Source organism: Arenimonas sp. (assembly GCF_036275555.1).
Taxonomy (GTDB): domain Bacteria; phylum Pseudomonadota; class Gammaproteobacteria; order Xanthomonadales; family Xanthomonadaceae; genus Arenimonas.
The window spans coordinates 23,742-38,664 of record NZ_DASUDO010000006.1 but is presented as its reverse complement, the minus strand read 5'-3'; the positions used below and the strand labels follow the sequence as shown (position 1 = coordinate 38,664).

19 protein-coding genes are annotated in these 14,923 nt (G+C 62.9%); all 19 read left to right on the top strand.

What is annotated here, in order from left to right; genetic code table 11:
* Nucleotides 1–15 precede the first annotated feature (15 nt).
* Nucleotides 16–213 (top strand): hypothetical protein, encoded by a 198-nt coding sequence (locus VFV21_RS01155; RefSeq protein ID WP_329667726.1) that lies wholly within the window; start codon nucleotides 16–18, stop codon nucleotides 211–213.
* Entirely contained in the window at nucleotides 210–443 is a 234-nt protein-coding gene (locus tag VFV21_RS01150; RefSeq protein ID WP_329667725.1) for a hypothetical protein, read from the top strand. Before VFV21_RS01155 ends, VFV21_RS01150 begins: the two co-directional genes overlap by 4 nt.
* Before the next feature lie 90 nt (nucleotides 444–533).
* On the top strand, nucleotides 534–1,247 hold the full coding sequence (locus VFV21_RS01145) for a hypothetical protein (protein ID WP_329667724.1): 714 nt from the start codon (nucleotides 534–536) through the stop codon (nucleotides 1,245–1,247).
* A gap of 269 nt (nucleotides 1,248–1,516) precedes the next feature.
* Nucleotides 1,517–1,777 (top strand): AlpA family transcriptional regulator, encoded by a 261-nt coding sequence (locus tag VFV21_RS01140; protein ID WP_329667723.1) that lies wholly within the window; start codon nucleotides 1,517–1,519, stop codon nucleotides 1,775–1,777.
* Nucleotides 1,778–2,139: 362 nt separating this feature from the next.
* A complete protein-coding gene (locus tag VFV21_RS01135; RefSeq protein ID WP_329667722.1) occupies nucleotides 2,140–3,291 on the top strand; it encodes a primase C-terminal domain-containing protein in 1,152 nt (383 codons plus the stop codon).
* A 702-nt stretch (nucleotides 3,292–3,993) separates the two neighbouring features.
* The gene (locus tag VFV21_RS01130; protein WP_329667721.1) at nucleotides 3,994–6,327 is read left to right on the top strand and encodes a hypothetical protein; all 2,334 of its coding nucleotides are present in this window, start codon (nucleotides 3,994–3,996) and stop codon (nucleotides 6,325–6,327) included.
* Nucleotides 6,327–6,989, top strand: a complete 663-nt coding sequence (locus tag VFV21_RS01125; protein WP_329667720.1) for a hypothetical protein — start codon at nucleotides 6,327–6,329, stop codon at nucleotides 6,987–6,989. Before VFV21_RS01130 ends, VFV21_RS01125 begins: the two co-directional genes overlap by 1 nt.
* A 264-nt stretch (nucleotides 6,990–7,253) precedes the next feature.
* Nucleotides 7,254–7,658: a hypothetical protein gene (locus VFV21_RS01120; protein WP_329667719.1), complete on the top strand. Its 405-nt coding sequence runs from the start codon at nucleotides 7,254–7,256 to the stop codon at nucleotides 7,656–7,658.
* Nucleotides 7,655–8,080, top strand: a complete 426-nt coding sequence (locus VFV21_RS01115; RefSeq protein WP_329667718.1) for a hypothetical protein — start codon at nucleotides 7,655–7,657, stop codon at nucleotides 8,078–8,080. The genes VFV21_RS01120 and VFV21_RS01115 overlap by 4 nt, the downstream gene beginning before the upstream one ends.
* A gap of 120 nt (nucleotides 8,081–8,200) precedes the next feature.
* Nucleotides 8,201–8,506 (top strand): hypothetical protein, encoded by a 306-nt coding sequence (locus tag VFV21_RS01110; RefSeq protein WP_329667717.1) that lies wholly within the window; start codon nucleotides 8,201–8,203, stop codon nucleotides 8,504–8,506.
* On the top strand, nucleotides 8,503–8,883 hold the full coding sequence (locus VFV21_RS01105; protein ID WP_329667716.1) for a hypothetical protein: 381 nt from the start codon (nucleotides 8,503–8,505) through the stop codon (nucleotides 8,881–8,883). Before VFV21_RS01110 ends, VFV21_RS01105 begins: the two co-directional genes overlap by 4 nt.
* Nucleotides 8,884–8,900: 17 nt before the next feature.
* The gene (locus VFV21_RS01100; protein WP_329667715.1) at nucleotides 8,901–9,269 is read left to right on the top strand and encodes a hypothetical protein; all 369 of its coding nucleotides are present in this window, start codon (nucleotides 8,901–8,903) and stop codon (nucleotides 9,267–9,269) included.
* 160 nt (nucleotides 9,270–9,429) lie between these two features.
* Entirely contained in the window at nucleotides 9,430–10,131 is a 702-nt protein-coding gene (locus VFV21_RS01095; protein WP_329667714.1) for an SOS response-associated peptidase, read from the top strand.
* Between the two features lie 208 nt (nucleotides 10,132–10,339).
* Nucleotides 10,340–10,675 carry a hypothetical protein gene (locus VFV21_RS01090; RefSeq protein WP_329667713.1) on the top strand — a complete coding sequence of 112 codons (336 nt, stop codon included), beginning with the start codon at nucleotides 10,340–10,342 and terminating at the stop codon, nucleotides 10,673–10,675.
* Between the two features lie 328 nt (nucleotides 10,676–11,003).
* Nucleotides 11,004–11,474 carry a type II toxin-antitoxin system YafO family toxin gene (locus VFV21_RS13470; protein WP_414638441.1) on the top strand — a complete coding sequence of 157 codons (471 nt, stop codon included), beginning with the start codon at nucleotides 11,004–11,006 and terminating at the stop codon, nucleotides 11,472–11,474.
* Nucleotides 11,475–11,781: 307 nt separating this feature from the next.
* Nucleotides 11,782–12,369, top strand: a complete 588-nt coding sequence (locus tag VFV21_RS01085) for an aminodeoxychorismate/anthranilate synthase component II (protein WP_329667712.1) — start codon at nucleotides 11,782–11,784, stop codon at nucleotides 12,367–12,369.
* Between the two features lie 23 nt (nucleotides 12,370–12,392).
* Complete coding sequence (trpD, locus tag VFV21_RS01080; protein WP_034209986.1) at nucleotides 12,393–13,427, top strand: anthranilate phosphoribosyltransferase; 1,035 nt, start codon at nucleotides 12,393–12,395, stop codon at nucleotides 13,425–13,427.
* 24 nt (nucleotides 13,428–13,451) lie between these two features.
* Complete coding sequence (trpC, locus tag VFV21_RS01075) at nucleotides 13,452–14,240, top strand: indole-3-glycerol phosphate synthase TrpC (RefSeq protein WP_329667711.1); 789 nt, start codon at nucleotides 13,452–13,454, stop codon at nucleotides 14,238–14,240.
* 7 nt (nucleotides 14,241–14,247) lie between these two features.
* Nucleotides 14,248–14,904, top strand: a complete 657-nt coding sequence (locus VFV21_RS01070; RefSeq protein ID WP_034209984.1) for a haloacid dehalogenase-like hydrolase — start codon at nucleotides 14,248–14,250, stop codon at nucleotides 14,902–14,904.
* The last annotated feature ends 19 nt before the right edge of the window (nucleotides 14,905–14,923 follow it).

The window sequence follows — 14,923 nt, the reverse complement described above, 5'->3', positions numbered from 1 at the left end:
GCGAGAGACGCCGCCATGCTTGAGCCGCTCAGTATCTCGGACGATCAGGCCTTCATGCTTCGTCAACTGCTTGCAGAAGCCGAGGCCATTCAAGAGATGGCAACGCGAATCAGCGGAGACAATGAGGAAGATTTCGACATGCTGCAGAACGCCAACCGCGTGACTTTCCGATTGCTTATGGAAGCCCGTGAGTTGGTAGGGTCGAAGAAATGAACGCCACCATCATTCCCTTCCCGACATTTACCTATCCCACGCATTGGACAGGGCACGACCAATACCTCTTCAATCACTTCAAGCATTGCGACGGACTCTCCACAGAGGAAGCGAGACAGCGGGTGGAGGAACACATCTACGTTGCGCGAGAAGTGCCTGGCGAAGATGAGGGCACGAGGCTGCTTCGCATGGCGCGCGAAGCGATGGCACGGCTCAAGAAAGAAAGATGACCCGCTAAGCCGCGCCTAGGTTGATCCCCGAACACCGGGCACCTTCCCCGGCTGGCGCGGCCCCCTTTGAAGGGCGCAGAGGTGTGCGTGATGTTCTCGAAAAGACTAGTGTTTGCTGACTGCGAGTGGTCGGCTTCGCATGGTCCGCTTTCAGACCTTAATCCCCTCATCGATGCGCTGGGGGGGGTCATTGATTGGCCGGATGAATCGGCGGAGTCAATTTGGGCTTGGGCAGTGGATGCGGCGCGACTGGTAGATTTTGGATCGAGTAATCCCAGGGTCCTAAACACGGTGTTGGGCCGCGCCACTTGCACAGAGGCAGACAGAGCGCTGCTTTCGGACGAGCCAATCACAAGGGCGGAAGTCCTGCTTGTTGTCCTGGATTGGCTTTTGATGGCGGATGACAAAATTCCGGCTTTTTCCGAGCTAGCCAAGACGGTCAAGAATTCGGTGGGTGATATCAGCGCTTCGCCCAGCCACTTGGCCGTGGGGTACGCATTGAAGCAGCTTGATGAGGCTGGTGAAGATTCCAGCGAGCTAAGAAAGGCCAGCGCGGCTGCCAGCGTTCTGATGCTAGAGGTTGCTTTCTGGCGCGGAAAAGACGTTGAGAGGGATGATGCCACTAAGCTTCGCTCCAAAGGGGGGAAGGCGAGGGCCGCGAAGCTGGTTGAGAATCCAGAGAAGGCGGTCGCGATCGAATTTTCCCGCAAGAACCCGGAACTCAGCGCACTCCAAATCAGAACCCGTGCAAAGTTGAGGGCATCGGAGAGGACAATCCGAGGTTGGATTTCGGCAGCCTGCTAGCACAATGCCGGCAACTTACTAGCTGGATGCCGTTGCGAAAGATGGCGCGCTAGAGCATGTCCACACCGGCCAGCAATGGCCAATCGTGGACAAGCAAGGATGATCCGAGACCTTCATACAGTTGAGCAGTTCGCGGCCAAGACGCCGTTCTCCCCGGGGCAAATCCGCTGGTGGATTCACAACGCAGAATCCAACGGCCTAGCGGCCCATAACGCCATCGTTCGCGTTGGTGGCCGCCGCGTCTATATCGACCCTGCCGGGTTTGACCGGTGGATCGAGAGCCAGAACACTGGCCGAGGGGTTGCAGCGTGAGCGCCCCCGTTTCGCCCGCACCGATCCGCCTCGTACGGCTTCCCGAAGTTCTCAAGCGCACCGGCCTCAGCCGGTCTGAGATCTATCGCCGGGTCTCCCTAGAGGCGTTTCCCAAGCCATTGAAGCTGGGCGTCCACGCGTCTGCCTTCGTGGAGTCAGAGCTTGAGGCCTGGATCTCGGCGCGCATCAGCGAGCGGGACTCCGGGGAGGCGGCATGATGGGCCGGGCAACCAAGGCCCTCAGGGGCTGCCGATGCCAGTGCATGAGCTGCTTTGAGTACTTCGCCAGCCCCAGCGCCTTCGATCGGCACCGGAAGGGCTCCTATGCCCGCCCCGGCAGTCTGCGTGACGAACGCTACTGCCTGAGCCTGAGCGCAATGCAGGAAGCGGGCTGGGTCCGGAATCCGAGTGGCTTCCTCATGGCGCCCGATAGCCGGCGTGCTGGGGCGGCTGTTTCAGACCGTCCACCTAGCGGCGAGGGCGATTGCCCCAGTCATGCAGGAAATGCGCTCCTGGGACCGCCCCAGCAGCTCCACGGGCCGACCACGGGCGAGTGACGCCGCCAAGTCGCCGGGGGGCGCATGGAACCGCAAATCGACACTGCCATGACGGCCCGATTCCTGTCGGCGCTGAGTAGGGACGCCGTGTTCACGTTTCAGACCTTTCCCGAGGGTGGTCGGAGCGTGCCTGGCTTGAAGCGAGTGCTGCATGGCTCGTTCGCCAAGCTGGAGCGAAAGCTTATGGCGCTGAACCAGCGGGGGGCCGGCATCTTCGTCATGGTCAACCGTGGCGACCTAGGCGGGCGCAAGGCGTCCAACGTGGTTGCGGCCCGCGCCCTCTTTTTGGACTTGGACGGCGCCCCGGTCGAGCCGGTGCTGGCCTGCCAACTGCCGCCGCGCATCGTCGTGGAATCCTCGGCCGGAAAGTGGCACTGCTACTGGCCTGTAGCTGATCTCCCGCTTGGTCAATTCTCCTGCGCCCAGAAGGCGATAGCAGCTCTGTTCGATGGAGACCCAAAGGTGTGTGACGCCCCTCGCGTCATGCGCCTGCCGGGTTTCCTTCATTGCAAGGGCGAGCCGCAAATCACCCGACTTGAAAGCGCAGACCCGGTGCCCTTCACCTGGGACGAAATGACCCGGGCTTTTGACCTGGCGCCGGTCATGCGGCTGCCCGATCGCGTGGGGGAGGGGGATCGGAATAGCACGATCTTCAAGCTCGCTCGCTCCGCGTGCCAGAAGGGGGTGCCAGAGGCCGAACAGCTGGCCAAGGCGCTCAAGGTCAACGCCAAGTTTGACCCGCCCCTTGCGGCCTCGGAGGTTGAGAGCGCCGTCCGCAGCGCCTACCGCAGCCCGTCTACGGGTGCCGCATCGCTGCCGCTTGCGGTCATGGACTCCGACGCGTTCAAGGCGCTCGATCATGCTGGCCGAATGCTGGTGGTTGTCGCCTATCGCCGAGCTGATTCCTTCAACGCCCACCGCCTAACGCTGCCCTGGTCAGAGGTGAGGCAATGGTTCCCGAGAGAGGAAACCTTCTATCGCGTTCGGGATCGAGTGGTCCGGTGCGGCATCTTTCAGGTCGTTGAGGCCCCAACACCGAAGGCACCAAAGAAGGGCAGCGGACCTAAGCCCACCTTCTACCGGCTTGCAATACCCCCCATTGGTGTGGGGTATTCCAGTGCCCGAATACCCCCCATAGGTGTGGGGCCTGAAGCTTTACAGGCTCTAGGCTCATGAAGCCTCTGGAGGTGAGGGGCCATTTCAAGGGCGCATGCATCAAGCCAAAGCGCGAGGACGCCGGGCCGGCAGACTCCCGCCCGCCCATCGCCAACAGCCTGTGCGCTGGGGCAAGGGCATTTGCACGACACGGGACGCCTGAGGGTGATTCGCTGCTGATCTGGTATCGCTCGCATGGGCGCGAACAGGTTGGGGCGGTCGAAATGTACTTGGCCCGCCGTGCGTTGGTGTCTTGCTGGCCCGTGGATGCAGAACGGGCTAGCTCCGTCATCCGCTGGGCGATGGCGCATGTGCTGGCCGGGCGCTGCCGAACCGAATCGCTACCGATTCGCTTGCGAGACGAAACGGCTCAACGGTTAAGGGCCGACGCCGCTGCTTGGCTGCGCGCTGGGATTATGGAGGCCCAGTGGCGTTACGGGCTGGCCCGCGGTTAGCGATCCCGGCGGCTTGAAAAGCAATCAAGAAATCAAGACGCCGAAATGGCGAGACGCACTAAAGCCGGAATCCGAAATTCCCACCGATAGGCAGACTGACCCTAGATCTTCCACGCTCCCCCGGCGCTGATCTCGGGCGCTGCCACCCGTCACTGGCAGCAACTATCCGAATGGGCTGCCTGATGGCGGCCCTTTTCTTTGCCAAGGACGGCTTTTCATATGCCAGGCGCGGTGGTGACCGGCTACTGCGCTAGAGAGGAAGAAGAACATGACCAACTACAACGGACCCGACGCGGACGCACCTGCTCAAGGCCAGCAGCCCCAGCTGCCACCCGCGTACGACGAGAGCAAGCTCATTCCTGCCTTGAGAAAAGCGCATGCCGCTGGAGATGTTCCCGCAGCCCGGGCGTTGGCGCGCAGAATCATGGAAGTCCGCCGGGGTGAGATCCCCGATTCGGTCCGTACGGCGGCGGGCCCGTGGGAGAAGTACCAGCAGGCTCAGCCCGCCCAAGAGGGGCCGTGGACCCGGCATCAGTCCCAGCCCCTTCGGCTGTCCGACGTAACGGGCCAAGCGCCAGCCGCACGCCTGAAGCTGTCGGATGTGCAGGCGCAGTCCAATCCGAGACTGACGCCCGTTGACTACAACCCATTCGCCCAGCAGCAGGGTCCGCGCCTCGTCCCGGTAGAGGGCGATCCGTTCGCGGAAGCCCCCGCTGCCCCCAAGCGAAGCAATCTTGAAACCTACGTCACCCGCCCGCTGGGGCAGGCCGCCCGGTACGGGCTTGAGGGCCTCGCAGGAACGATCGGCATCTTCTCCGACCCGCTGGCATACGCGATGGGCGGCGAGCGAGCGAGTGCACTCGCATCTCGTGCGGCCGATGCAATGGGACTGCCGAAGCCTGAAGGTGCCCTTGAAGAAGTGGTGGCTGGCGCAAGCCGAGCCGTAGCGGGCGGCGCACCCATTCTCCGGGCTGGTCAGGTCTCAGCTCAGGCCCCTGGGCTGGCTGGGCGAGTCGGTCAGTCTCTTGCCGCCTCCCCAAGAATGCAAACGGCTTCCGCCGCACTAGGCGGCGCTAGCGCTAGTACGGCTGCACAGATGGGTGCCGGTCCCACCGGTCAGTTTTTCGCGGGGCTCGCCGGTGCGCTTGCTCCGTCGAGTGCCGCTATGACTCTTCGCGGCGCAGTACGCGGCGGTGAAGCGGGCCGGCAGAGCATGAGTGCCAACATCGACTCCTTCCAGCGTGCTGGCGTGGCCTCTCCGAGCATTGGGCAGGCCAGCGAGGGCCGAGTCGCCCGGGGTGCCGAAGTCCTGCTGGGACGCGTCCCCGGCGGTGCTGGTGTGATGGAGCGTGCAGGGACGGCCCAGCAGCAGGCGATGGGTCAACGGGTCGCCGGTTTGGCGGACCAGCTATCCACCCGCGCAAGTCCGGAGCAGGCCGGTCGTGCTATCGAGCGGGGCATAGTAGGTCCCAACGGCTTCATGGTGAACTTTCGCAATCAGGCATCAGAGCTGTACGACCGGGTTGACCAGTTCATCCCACCCACCACGCCCATTGCGGTTTCCAGAACGAAAGCGACCTTGGACACGCTCGCCCGTCCGACGCCTGGCGCGGCGGCAACGTCCCGGGTGCTGACCAGCGGAAGGGTGGCAGACATTCGCAATGCTCTTGATGCGGACATGCAGGCGTCGCTGGCGGCAGCGGGGCGTGGGGAGCTGCCTTATGAGGCGGTCAAATCGCTTCGGTCGCGAATGGGTGAGCTGATCGCGGATTCGACCTTCGCCACAGACGTTCCGACCAAGCAGCTTCGGCAGGTCTATGCGGCGCTGAGCGATGACCTGAACGCCGCGGCCGTTGCCACTGGCAATCCGAAGGCAATCCAGGCCGTGACGCGGGCCAACAACTACTACAAGTTCGGCATGGCCCGCATGGAGCAGCTGGAGCGCGTCATTGAGCGCAATGGCGGCCCTGAGAAGGTCTTTGCTGCCGCTACTTCCGGCAGCCGTGAGGGCGCCACCACGCTTCGAGCCGTCATGCAGTCGCTTCCTCAGGATGCCCGCAAGCAGCTGGTGGCCGCCGTGGTTCGGCGAATGGGCCGTGCCACCCCTGGCGCTCAGGACGATATCGGTGAGCAGTTCAGCTCCGAGCGGTTCCTGACCATGTGGAACACGCTGGCGCCGGAGGCGAAGACCACTCTCTTTGCTCGGATGGGGCCTACCTACCTGCGGGACATGGAGGCGGTCGCAAAGACCGCCGCCAGCATCCGCTCGGGCGCGCAGGTCTTCCGGAATCCACCGGGGACAGCACAGGCCACGGCGCAGATAGCTACTGCGGCCTCTCTGATCCTCTCGGTTGCCAAAATGGAGTTCGGCACCGCAGCGGCCATTGGCAGCGGCGTAGGCACTGCCAACCTCGCTGCAAGGCTAATGACCAATCCGCGGTTGGTCGGGTGGCTTGCCCGACAGACCAAAGTCCCATCGGCTGCCCTGCCTGCCCAGATTGCCAAGCTCAAGGTGGAGGCCCAGGTAATGGGGGATCCGGAAATGCTGGAGGCAGCCTACGAGATTGAGCGTCTGACGCAGCAGCTTCAGGGGCGCCAGTGATGGGGAAGGACATCGCCACGCAAGACAAAAACTCGAATCTGACCGATGAAAACGAGAATGAGGACGTTCCAAACAGACTATTCGTACGCCTGAGGCCGGGTGAGAGCCAGGACGCGGCTACCGCTCGCTATGTGCTTGACCCGGTCGTTAGGGGTGGCATCACTGCCGAGTCGTTTCGTATCAATGGCCTAGAGCCGATTCCACTGGGTCGGATGATCACGGAGTTGGCGAGTCAATGCGATCAAGCCAGCGGTGGTGACTTTTCCCGCCCCGAGGTAATGCTCATGGCCCAGGCACAGACGCTGGATTCGATCTTCAACCGGTTGGCGGGTCACGCCGCAAACTTCGTGGGGAAGGACATCGCGACCCTAGACCGATACATCCGGTTGGCGTTCAAGGCGCAGAGCCAGTGCCGGACCACGCTGGAGGCGCTGGCCAACATCAAAAACCCGCCGGTCATCTATGCCAAGCAGGCGAACATCGCCCATGGCCACCAGCAGGTGAATAACGGGGTCCCGGGGCCAGCTCCGGAGCCCTCGCAGGCGGAAATGAGAAAAATTCAGCCAAACGAACTTTTGGAGAGTCAGGATGGCCAACGGATGGACGCCCGAGCGACGGGCAAGGCAGGCAGAGGCCATAAGGCGCTGGCGGCCGTGGGCTAAGTCAACCGGTCCAAGGACCGAAGCCGGGCGGGCTCGGGCCAGCCGGAACGCGTGGAAGGGCGGGTACCGCAAGCTATTGCGGAGGTTGGCGAGCCTCCTCAGGGGTTAGGCCTCCGCGCTAGGATGGCAGTGGGGCAAGGTGGGATCTGGTCATGTGCTGGTGTAGCTTGATTGCAAAGCGTCTTGAGCCTTGGCGCTGTTCTTTCGTAAGCGTGCAACAACTTAAGCGCAGAGAGGGGGAGGGCTGTGAACGGATGGCAGCGAATGTTCGTCGTTCTGTGCGGAATTGTCGCAGTGCCTGCGCTGATTGCCTTTATCGCCTTGTTTCCACGTGAACAAGAGATTTGGGGGGTGTACGGTTGCTCATTGCAAGACACGGCGATGACGAAGGCGCGTGCAATCGACTATCAGAAGAACGGTATCCCAGAGGCTGATTTCTACCCGTGGGCGTTAGAGGATGGCTCGGTGGACAGGTTTCAGGATTGCACTGCTGAAATCAGGGCTATAGCGGACGGCTCCATTCTGGACAAGAAAGTTTCCCAGCACTGGAGGGATGCTTCCTGGGTCGGATTGGTTTTGGCGGCGCTCCTCGTGACTTTGTACGCACTCGGTTGGTCGGTGGGCTGGATATGGCGCGGGTTCTTCCCGAAACGATCGGGTGCGGCATGATCGTCATCTACTTCCTGGGCGCTGGCGCAATCATTTTCGTGATTAGCGCGCTCTTCTATTTCGACACGGTTGATACTGAGGAGGGTCTCGTCTTCTTCACAGGCGCACCTTTCCTAGGCGCCGCGGCCGCGTTTGTATACGGCATCTACGCTTGGATGAAGCATGGCGAGTGGCGCTCCGTGTCCACAGCAGACGTGCTACTCGAAGCGGGCGTCTCCTCTGAGGTTCTTGCAAGTTCGAGCCGGTGGGTTGGCATAGATCGCTTGGCGCTGTGGTTGCTCGAATTGAACGCGGGATGGGTTTGTTTGCTGGCTGGGTTCTTAATGGTTCTCTCTGCCGGGTATTGGTCGTCCGAAGGCGCTACGGCAAGGCACGTCAAGTTGTTGCAGGAAAAGCATAAGCGTGACTCGGCTCCGAGTTAGGCCAAAACAATTGTTGGCATCCGCGAGCCGTGCCCCGAGATAGCCTTGCTTTGGCCGGCGGGTACCCAGAAGTGCGTTGGTTTGCGTGGCGGACGTAGCTGTCTTTCCGAGGGTTTTCCGATGACACTCTTAATCAAGCCGACACTCGCTTTGGCTGCCGTTTTGTTTGTCGGTGAGTGCTTCGCCCAGTACTCCGGCAAGTACGGCTGCACAGATGACTGTTCAGGCCACGAGGCTGGTTATGCCTGGGCCGAGAGGAACGGCATTGATGACCCTGATGATTGCGGCGGCCGGTCGCAATCCTTCATCGAGGGCTGCTGGGACTACGCCGAGCAGCAGCAGGCGGAAGAAGTTCATGTCACCGAGGATGGCGAGGAGTGCGACCCCGATTACGACGACGATTGCTTGCCAGAGGACGAGTGGTGAGCGCCCGCCGGGTTGGGGCGCCCTTGATAACGGCGCTCGTGTTTGCAGCCCTCACTGGCCAAGCAGCGGCGCAGGAACTCTATTGTGAAGGAGTGACCTTCTTCCAATCCGAGGAAGTGCGAATTAGCACGGTCATTCGTTGGGACGCCGAGACACTCGCGGTGACGCTTGAGACAGCGGTTGGTGAAGCGCGGGGCACCATGCAAGAAACCCCGAAGATCTATATGGGATCACTGGCCACGGAGTCCGGAGTGACGTATTGGTTCAACTTGGATCGATTCACTGGCGCGCTGATTTACGGGCAACAGCAGGTGGATGGGCGAATGGCCACGGCCGAGTTCACTGGCACTTGCGCCAAGCGCGACCGATTGTTCTAACCCCTTCCGGAGCCGCGATGCTGAAGGAGCCCAGCCAAGTTGAGATCGATCGGTATCACTACGTAATGCGTTTCGTCGCAAGGTTTCAGAAGACTGCCGCTCCACTCGCTTTTAAGTGGATAGAGTGGTCAGCCGTGTTGTCGTTACTGATCTTCGTTGAGCGCAGAACGCAAGCATGGCCAATCACCGGTCTGATTTGGATCCTGGCGCTGCTGTTGTGGGGCTACTTCATCCACTTCTTTTCTGGATCATATAAGTGGGTTCCCTACAAAGAAGCGTTCTCTAAACGGCGGAACTTCGACTGGCTGCTTGCTTTAGCTGCCACGGCGGCCATCTTGGCTGCCAGCTTCTGGTTCGCCGACTTGCTTTCGCGCCACCCGTTCTAGTCTGACGGCTTGCTCATCGGAGAGCCATTCTCTTATAGCGAAGTTCATTGGTATCCAATAGCCTAGTTGCGCCATTCGGAAGCACTCCGCACCTCCCCGCCGGGCCGACAGCGCGGGGCAAGCTACGCCGAGTGGCAACTCTTAGGTGTACGCTTCGGTCATGTGCGGACGCTACGCCTTGTTCGGGAATCCAAAGCGCGGTGAGGACACTCTCCCCAGCGGCTTCGAGGATGGCTACACCGACCGGATCTGGAACCCCTTGGTGAGCGTCGAGGCCCACTACAACATCGCGCCCACGCAGATCCTGCCTGTGTGCACGCTGGGCGAGGACGGCCCGGGCTTGGAGTCGATGCGCTGGGGGCTCCTGCCGTTCTGGGCCAAGGACGCCAAGAAGGCTTACAGTACGATCAATGCCCGCGCCGAGACCGTCCGCACGGCCCCTGCCTTCCGGGATGCCTGGAAGCGCGGTCAGCGCTGCCTGGTGCCGGCGTCAGGCTGGTACGAGTGGGTGGACGAGGGTGGGGCAAGGAAGCAGCCGTACTTCATCCGAGACGCCGGGGGCCAGAACCCGATCATGTTCGCTGGCCTGTTCTCGCGGTGGACCGGTCCCGAGGGTAACGAGATCGCGACGTACACGATCATCACTACCGAGGCCCTAGGTGAGATCCGGAAGATTCATCACCGTTCGCCGCGCGTCCTGATGCCGGGCGACTGGCAGGCATGGCTGGCGGGGACCGCCGCCGAGGCCGGGGCGTTCCTGGAGCCCCAAGAGGTGCCGCTCCAGTTGCACCAGGTAGGGCTGGCCGTAGGTAATCCCCGGAGCCAAGGGGAGCAGTTAATTGAGGCACTCAATCCTGCGTAGTCGGTGGCAGGCCATACGCCTGTCGGACGGCTATTCCCGGCTGGCGGATAAACCGCCTCGTCGGTCTTCCTTTTATTTTCGGCATGCACCTCAAATTGCTATTGTCAGAAGGATAAATCCGCAAGCTGGTCTCATTGGAGAAAGAGACTGGTTGCGCCCTGTACACATTTGTCGTTTTATTGCCCGACCTCTGGGAGCACTAGTTCAAATGGCCGACGGAAAGGTTGAAGTCCCTGTTGTTCGGAACTCAGGATTTTTCAATATCAGGCCGAACTCTTTTGTCATCACACAGCCGACCGGCGATGGTGGGCTTCAGATTGTGTTCTGTGATGACTTCGTGGCCGTTGACCACATGACTGTTGATACAAGTCCGGAAATAGCCGACAAGGCTGGTAATCCGCAGTTGCAGTTCACGACTTCACCTGAGCGCGTGGCATACGGTCGAATTGGTCTTTCCCTGTCTACGGCAAAGGGGCTTCTGGATTTGCTTCAGGTGCACGTGAAAGCGTTGGAAAAGACTCTTGATAAGGGCGAGGAAAAATGAGTGCTAATCCAGAAGTGGTGCGTCGAGCACTATCGGAAGAGCTCTATTCATCCGGCTCAAACTCTCCGGTGCGAATCGCCGGGCATAGGACTTTGTCCGGATATTTTGCGTTCGACCTCTCGGGCGAATCGCCGGCATGGGGTTGTTACCGCCTGGCCCATTCGATGAGGCCTGTGGCTGGAGGCGTCATGCTCAAGTTGCCCGCTACCGACCCGCTCGACATTGGGGCGAGTGACTTGTTTGAAGAGGCGCTTGAGTGGCTGGCGTCCGAGCCTGATTTCACAGTTGAGGGTTTTCATCGGGCTTACGGCAATAGGTAGTCCAAGGAATGGCAGTCGATGTGTGGCGCGGGCTTTGGGACACTGCGCCAGCGCAGAAGCAAGCCGCGTTCAGAGCACTTGCTGCTGATTTTCATCAATTCAAGCTGCTCCCTGACTACGATCGCACCGCTTCGATGCTATTCGGCGTGGACGTTTCTTACGCCGTACCGACCGTCGGGTCACTAAAAGAGCTTTGGCACGTCCACCTTCCGCCGCCACGATCAGACAGGGCGGCTCGCCAACAATGGGTCAGTGCACGACAAGGCGCTAGAGCGTCAGACAGCGCTCTAATTTACGCGAGATCCTCGAAGTCGCCAGAGGATTACATCATCATTTGGCATCTGCAGACGCGAGCTCATGAGACCGCCAAAATGAAGTCAGATCCCAACAGGGATTTGATGCTTAGGTGCGCGCGCGTAGCCGAGGATTGGCGAAATAATCGAGCTTCGTTCGTTGACTGGGTGAACCTCGTCCCCTAGCTGAGCATGGCCTTTGTTATTTTTGTCTTTCGTAAAGGCCGGCAGGGTCCGGGAGACTCAGTGACGGACTGCTCCGACGGAGAGTAATGTCGGCCAGACCCAGTGCCTGGGACTTTGTCTCGGCCGCCAGCGCTATGTACCGTCTTGCTCAGCCTGGCGGCCCAGCTCGCGCCCCAATCACTGTCGCCTCGGTTATTCTCGGCGGCCAACTGCCAGCAGCTGCCCAACAATTAGCGGGTACCCGTGCGGGTACATCCGCTGATCTACAGCTTAAACGGCCATATAAAACAATGAGATAGGCCGATTTATGCTTCTGATGATCGACAACTACGACAGCTTCACCTACAACCTCGTCCAGTATTTCGGCGAGCTGGGGCAGGACGTGAAGGTCGTCCGGAACGACGACCTCACGGTCGCGCAGATCGCCGCGCTCAAGCCCGACCACATCGTCATCTCGCCCGGGCCGTGCACGCCCAACGAGGCGGGCGTGTCGCTGGAGGTGCTGGAGAAGCTGGCCGGCCAGGTGCCGATCCTCGGCGTCTGCCTGGGCCACCAGAGCCTTGGCCAGGCCTTCGGCGGCGAGGTGGTGCGCGCACGCACGATCATGCACGGCAAGACCTCGCCGATCCGTCACAAGGGCGTGGGCGTGTTCGCCGGCCTGCCGGATCCGTTCGAGGCCACGCGCTACCACTCGCTGGTGGTGCGCAAGGAATCGCTGCCCGACTGCCTCGAGGTCACGGCCTGGACCGAGAACGAAGACGGATCGATCGACGAGATCATGGGGCTGCGGCACAAGACGCTCGCGGTCGAGGGCGTGCAGTTCCATCCGGAGTCGATCCTGACGCAGCACGGGCACGACATGCTTCGTAACTTCCTCAAGGCGGATCGGGGTTGAAACCCCTCCCACAGGCCAACGCCATGCCGATTACCCCGCAGGACGCGCTCCAGCGCATCATCGAGAACCGCGAGATCTTCCACGACGAGATGGTGGAGCTGATGCGCCAGATCATGCGCGGCGACGTCTCGCCCGTGGTCACGGCCGCCATCCTCTCCGGCCTGCGCGTGAAGAAGGAAACCGTCGGCGAGATCGCCGGCGCGGCGCGGGTGATGCGCGAGTTCGCCGCCAAGGTGGTGGTGCCCGACGCGCACAACTTCGTCGACATCGTCGGCACCGGCGGCGACGGCGCGCACACCTTCAACATCTCCACGGCCAGCATGTTCGTGGTCGCGGCGGCGGGCGCCAAGGTGGCCAAGCACGGCAACCGCAGCGTCTCGTCCAAGTCCGGCAGCGCCGACGTGCTCGAGGCCCTGGGCGCGGTGATCGAGCTGCAGCCCGAGCAGGTGGCGGCCTGCATCGCCGAGACCGGCATGGGCTTCATGTTCGCGCCCATCCACCACCCGGCCATGAAGAACGTGGCCCCGGTGCGCAAGGAGCTGGGCGTGCGCACCATCTTCAACATCCTCGGCCCGCTCACCAACCCGGCGAGCGCGCCCAACATCCTGATGGGCGTGTTCCATCCCGACCTCGTCGGCATCCAGGTGCGCGTGCTGCAGCGCCTCGGCGCCAAGCGCGCGCTGGTGGTCTGGGGCCGCGATGGCATGGACGAGATCTCGCTGGGCGGCGCCACCATGGTCGGCGAGCTTCGCGGCGACGACGTGGTGGAGTACGAGATCCATCCCGAGGACTTCGGCATCTCGATGGCCGCCAGCCGCAACCTGCGCGTCGAGAACTCGGAAGAGTCGATGGTGCTGCTGAAGGAGGCGCTGGACGGCAAGGACGGCCTTCCGAAGGAAATCGTCGCGCTCAACGCCGGCGCCGCGCTGTACGCCGCCGGCCGCGCGGTCTCGATCGCCGACGGCATCGACCAGGCGCGCAAGGCCATCGCCGCCGGCAAGGCCCGCGCCAAGCTCGACGAGTTCGTCGCCGCCACCCGCCGCCTGGGCGGGCGCTGATCCGGCCGCCCACCAAGGAACGACATGAGCGACATCCTGCAAACCATCCTGCGCCGCAAGGCCGAAGAAGTGGCCGAGCGCGCCGCGCGCCTGCCATTGGCCGAGCTCGTGGCGCGCTGCGAGGGTCTGCCGCCGACCCGCGGCTTCGCCGCCGCGCTGCAGGCGAAGATCGATGCCGGGCAGCCGGCCGTGATCGCCGAGGTCAAGAAGGCCAGCCCCAGCAAGGGCGTGATCCGCCCCGACTTCCATCCCGCCGACATCGCCGCCAGCTACGAGCGCGGCGGCGCGGCCTGCCTGTCCGTGCTCACCGACGTCGACTTCTTCCAGGGCGCGGACGACTACCTGGTGCAGGCCCGCGGCGCCTGCACGCTGCCGGTGCTGCGCAAGGACTTCACCGTGGACGCCTACCAGGTGTACGAGGCGCGCCTGCTGGGCGCCGACTGCATCCTGCTGATCGTGGCCGCGCTGGGCGACGCGGCCCTGGCCGACCTCTCGCACCTGGCGATGGACCTCGGCATGGACGTGCTGGTGGAAGTTCACGACATCGACGAACTCGAGCGCGCGCTGCAGGTCGGGGCGCCGCTGGTGGGCATCAACAACCGCAGCCTGCGCACTTTCGACGTGACGCTGCAGACCACGCTCGACCTGAAGCAGGCCGTGCCGGGCGACCGCCTGCTGGTCACCGAGAGCGGCATCGCCACGCCCGCCGACGTCGCGCTGATGCGCGGCAACGGCGTGCACGCCTTCCTGGTCGGCGAGGCCTTCATGCGCGCGCCGGACCCGGGCGCCGAGCTGGCGCGCCTGTTCGCCTGAGGCCCCGATGCCCGCCGCGACCGTCCTGTTCGACTTCGACGGTACCCTGGTGCGGGGCGACTGCGCGGCGGCCTGGCTGCGCGGCCAGCTCCGCAGCCATCCGCTGCGCCGGCTCGCGGCCGGCCTGAGCTTTCCCTTCCTCGCGCCCGGCTTTGCCTGGTGGCGCAGCGCGTGGTTGCCGGCCAGCTTCTACACCTGGCTGGCCACGGTGGGCCGCACCCAGGAGGCGCTGGTCGAGGCGCGCGAGGACTTCCTCCGTGAGTGCGCGCTGCGCCGCGATGAACTACTCATCGCGCCCGCCGTGCGTCGCCTGCACGCCCACCTCGAGGCCGGCGACCCGGTGGTGATCGTGACCGGCGCCGAGGCCAGCCTGGCCCGCGACCTGTGGCAGGCATTGGGCCAGCCGGCGGTGCCCGTGGTGGGCTCGAGCGTGCGCCAGGCCTTCGGCGGCTGGATCGGGCAGGAGCACACGATCGGCCCGCGCAAGATCGCCGCGCTGGCCCGCGAAGGCATCCGGTCGCCCTTCGCGGCGGTCTACAGCGACAGCTTCTGGGACCTGCCCCTCCTGTGCGAAACAGCGCGGCCCGTGCTGGTCCGCCCCGACCCGCGCAGCCTGGCCCGCGTCCACAAGCGCCTCCGCGGCGCCTTCGAACTCCTCCGCTGACCAAAAAGGGGTCAGAGTA

Coding starts and splice junctions, on each gene's coding strand:
- VFV21_RS01125 (WP_329667720.1), top strand. CDS start 6,327: ATGGGGAAGGACATCGCCACGCAAGACAAAAACTCGAATCTGACCGAT.
- VFV21_RS01130 (WP_329667721.1), top strand. CDS start 3,994: ATGACCAACTACAACGGACCCGACGCGGACGCACCTGCTCAAGGCCAG.
- VFV21_RS01150 (WP_329667725.1), top strand. CDS start 210: ATGAACGCCACCATCATTCCCTTCCCGACATTTACCTATCCCACGCAT.
- trpC (WP_329667711.1), top strand. CDS start 13,452: ATGAGCGACATCCTGCAAACCATCCTGCGCCGCAAGGCCGAAGAAGTG.
- VFV21_RS01120 (WP_329667719.1), top strand. CDS start 7,254: ATGTTCGTCGTTCTGTGCGGAATTGTCGCAGTGCCTGCGCTGATTGCC.
- VFV21_RS01090 (WP_329667713.1), top strand. CDS start 10,340: ATGGCCGACGGAAAGGTTGAAGTCCCTGTTGTTCGGAACTCAGGATTT.
- VFV21_RS01085 (WP_329667712.1), top strand. CDS start 11,782: ATGCTTCTGATGATCGACAACTACGACAGCTTCACCTACAACCTCGTC.
- VFV21_RS01135 (WP_329667722.1), top strand. CDS start 2,140: ATGGAACCGCAAATCGACACTGCCATGACGGCCCGATTCCTGTCGGCG.
- VFV21_RS01100 (WP_329667715.1), top strand. CDS start 8,901: ATGCTGAAGGAGCCCAGCCAAGTTGAGATCGATCGGTATCACTACGTA.
- VFV21_RS01070 (WP_034209984.1), top strand. CDS start 14,248: ATGCCCGCCGCGACCGTCCTGTTCGACTTCGACGGTACCCTGGTGCGG.
- VFV21_RS13470 (WP_414638441.1), top strand. CDS start 11,004: ATGGCAGTCGATGTGTGGCGCGGGCTTTGGGACACTGCGCCAGCGCAG.
- VFV21_RS01110 (WP_329667717.1), top strand. CDS start 8,201: ATGACACTCTTAATCAAGCCGACACTCGCTTTGGCTGCCGTTTTGTTT.
- VFV21_RS01155 (WP_329667726.1), top strand. CDS start 16: ATGCTTGAGCCGCTCAGTATCTCGGACGATCAGGCCTTCATGCTTCGT.
- trpD (WP_034209986.1), top strand. CDS start 12,393: ATGCCGATTACCCCGCAGGACGCGCTCCAGCGCATCATCGAGAACCGC.
- VFV21_RS01145 (WP_329667724.1), top strand. CDS start 534: ATGTTCTCGAAAAGACTAGTGTTTGCTGACTGCGAGTGGTCGGCTTCG.
- VFV21_RS01095 (WP_329667714.1), top strand. CDS start 9,430: ATGTGCGGACGCTACGCCTTGTTCGGGAATCCAAAGCGCGGTGAGGAC.
- VFV21_RS01115 (WP_329667718.1), top strand. CDS start 7,655: ATGATCGTCATCTACTTCCTGGGCGCTGGCGCAATCATTTTCGTGATT.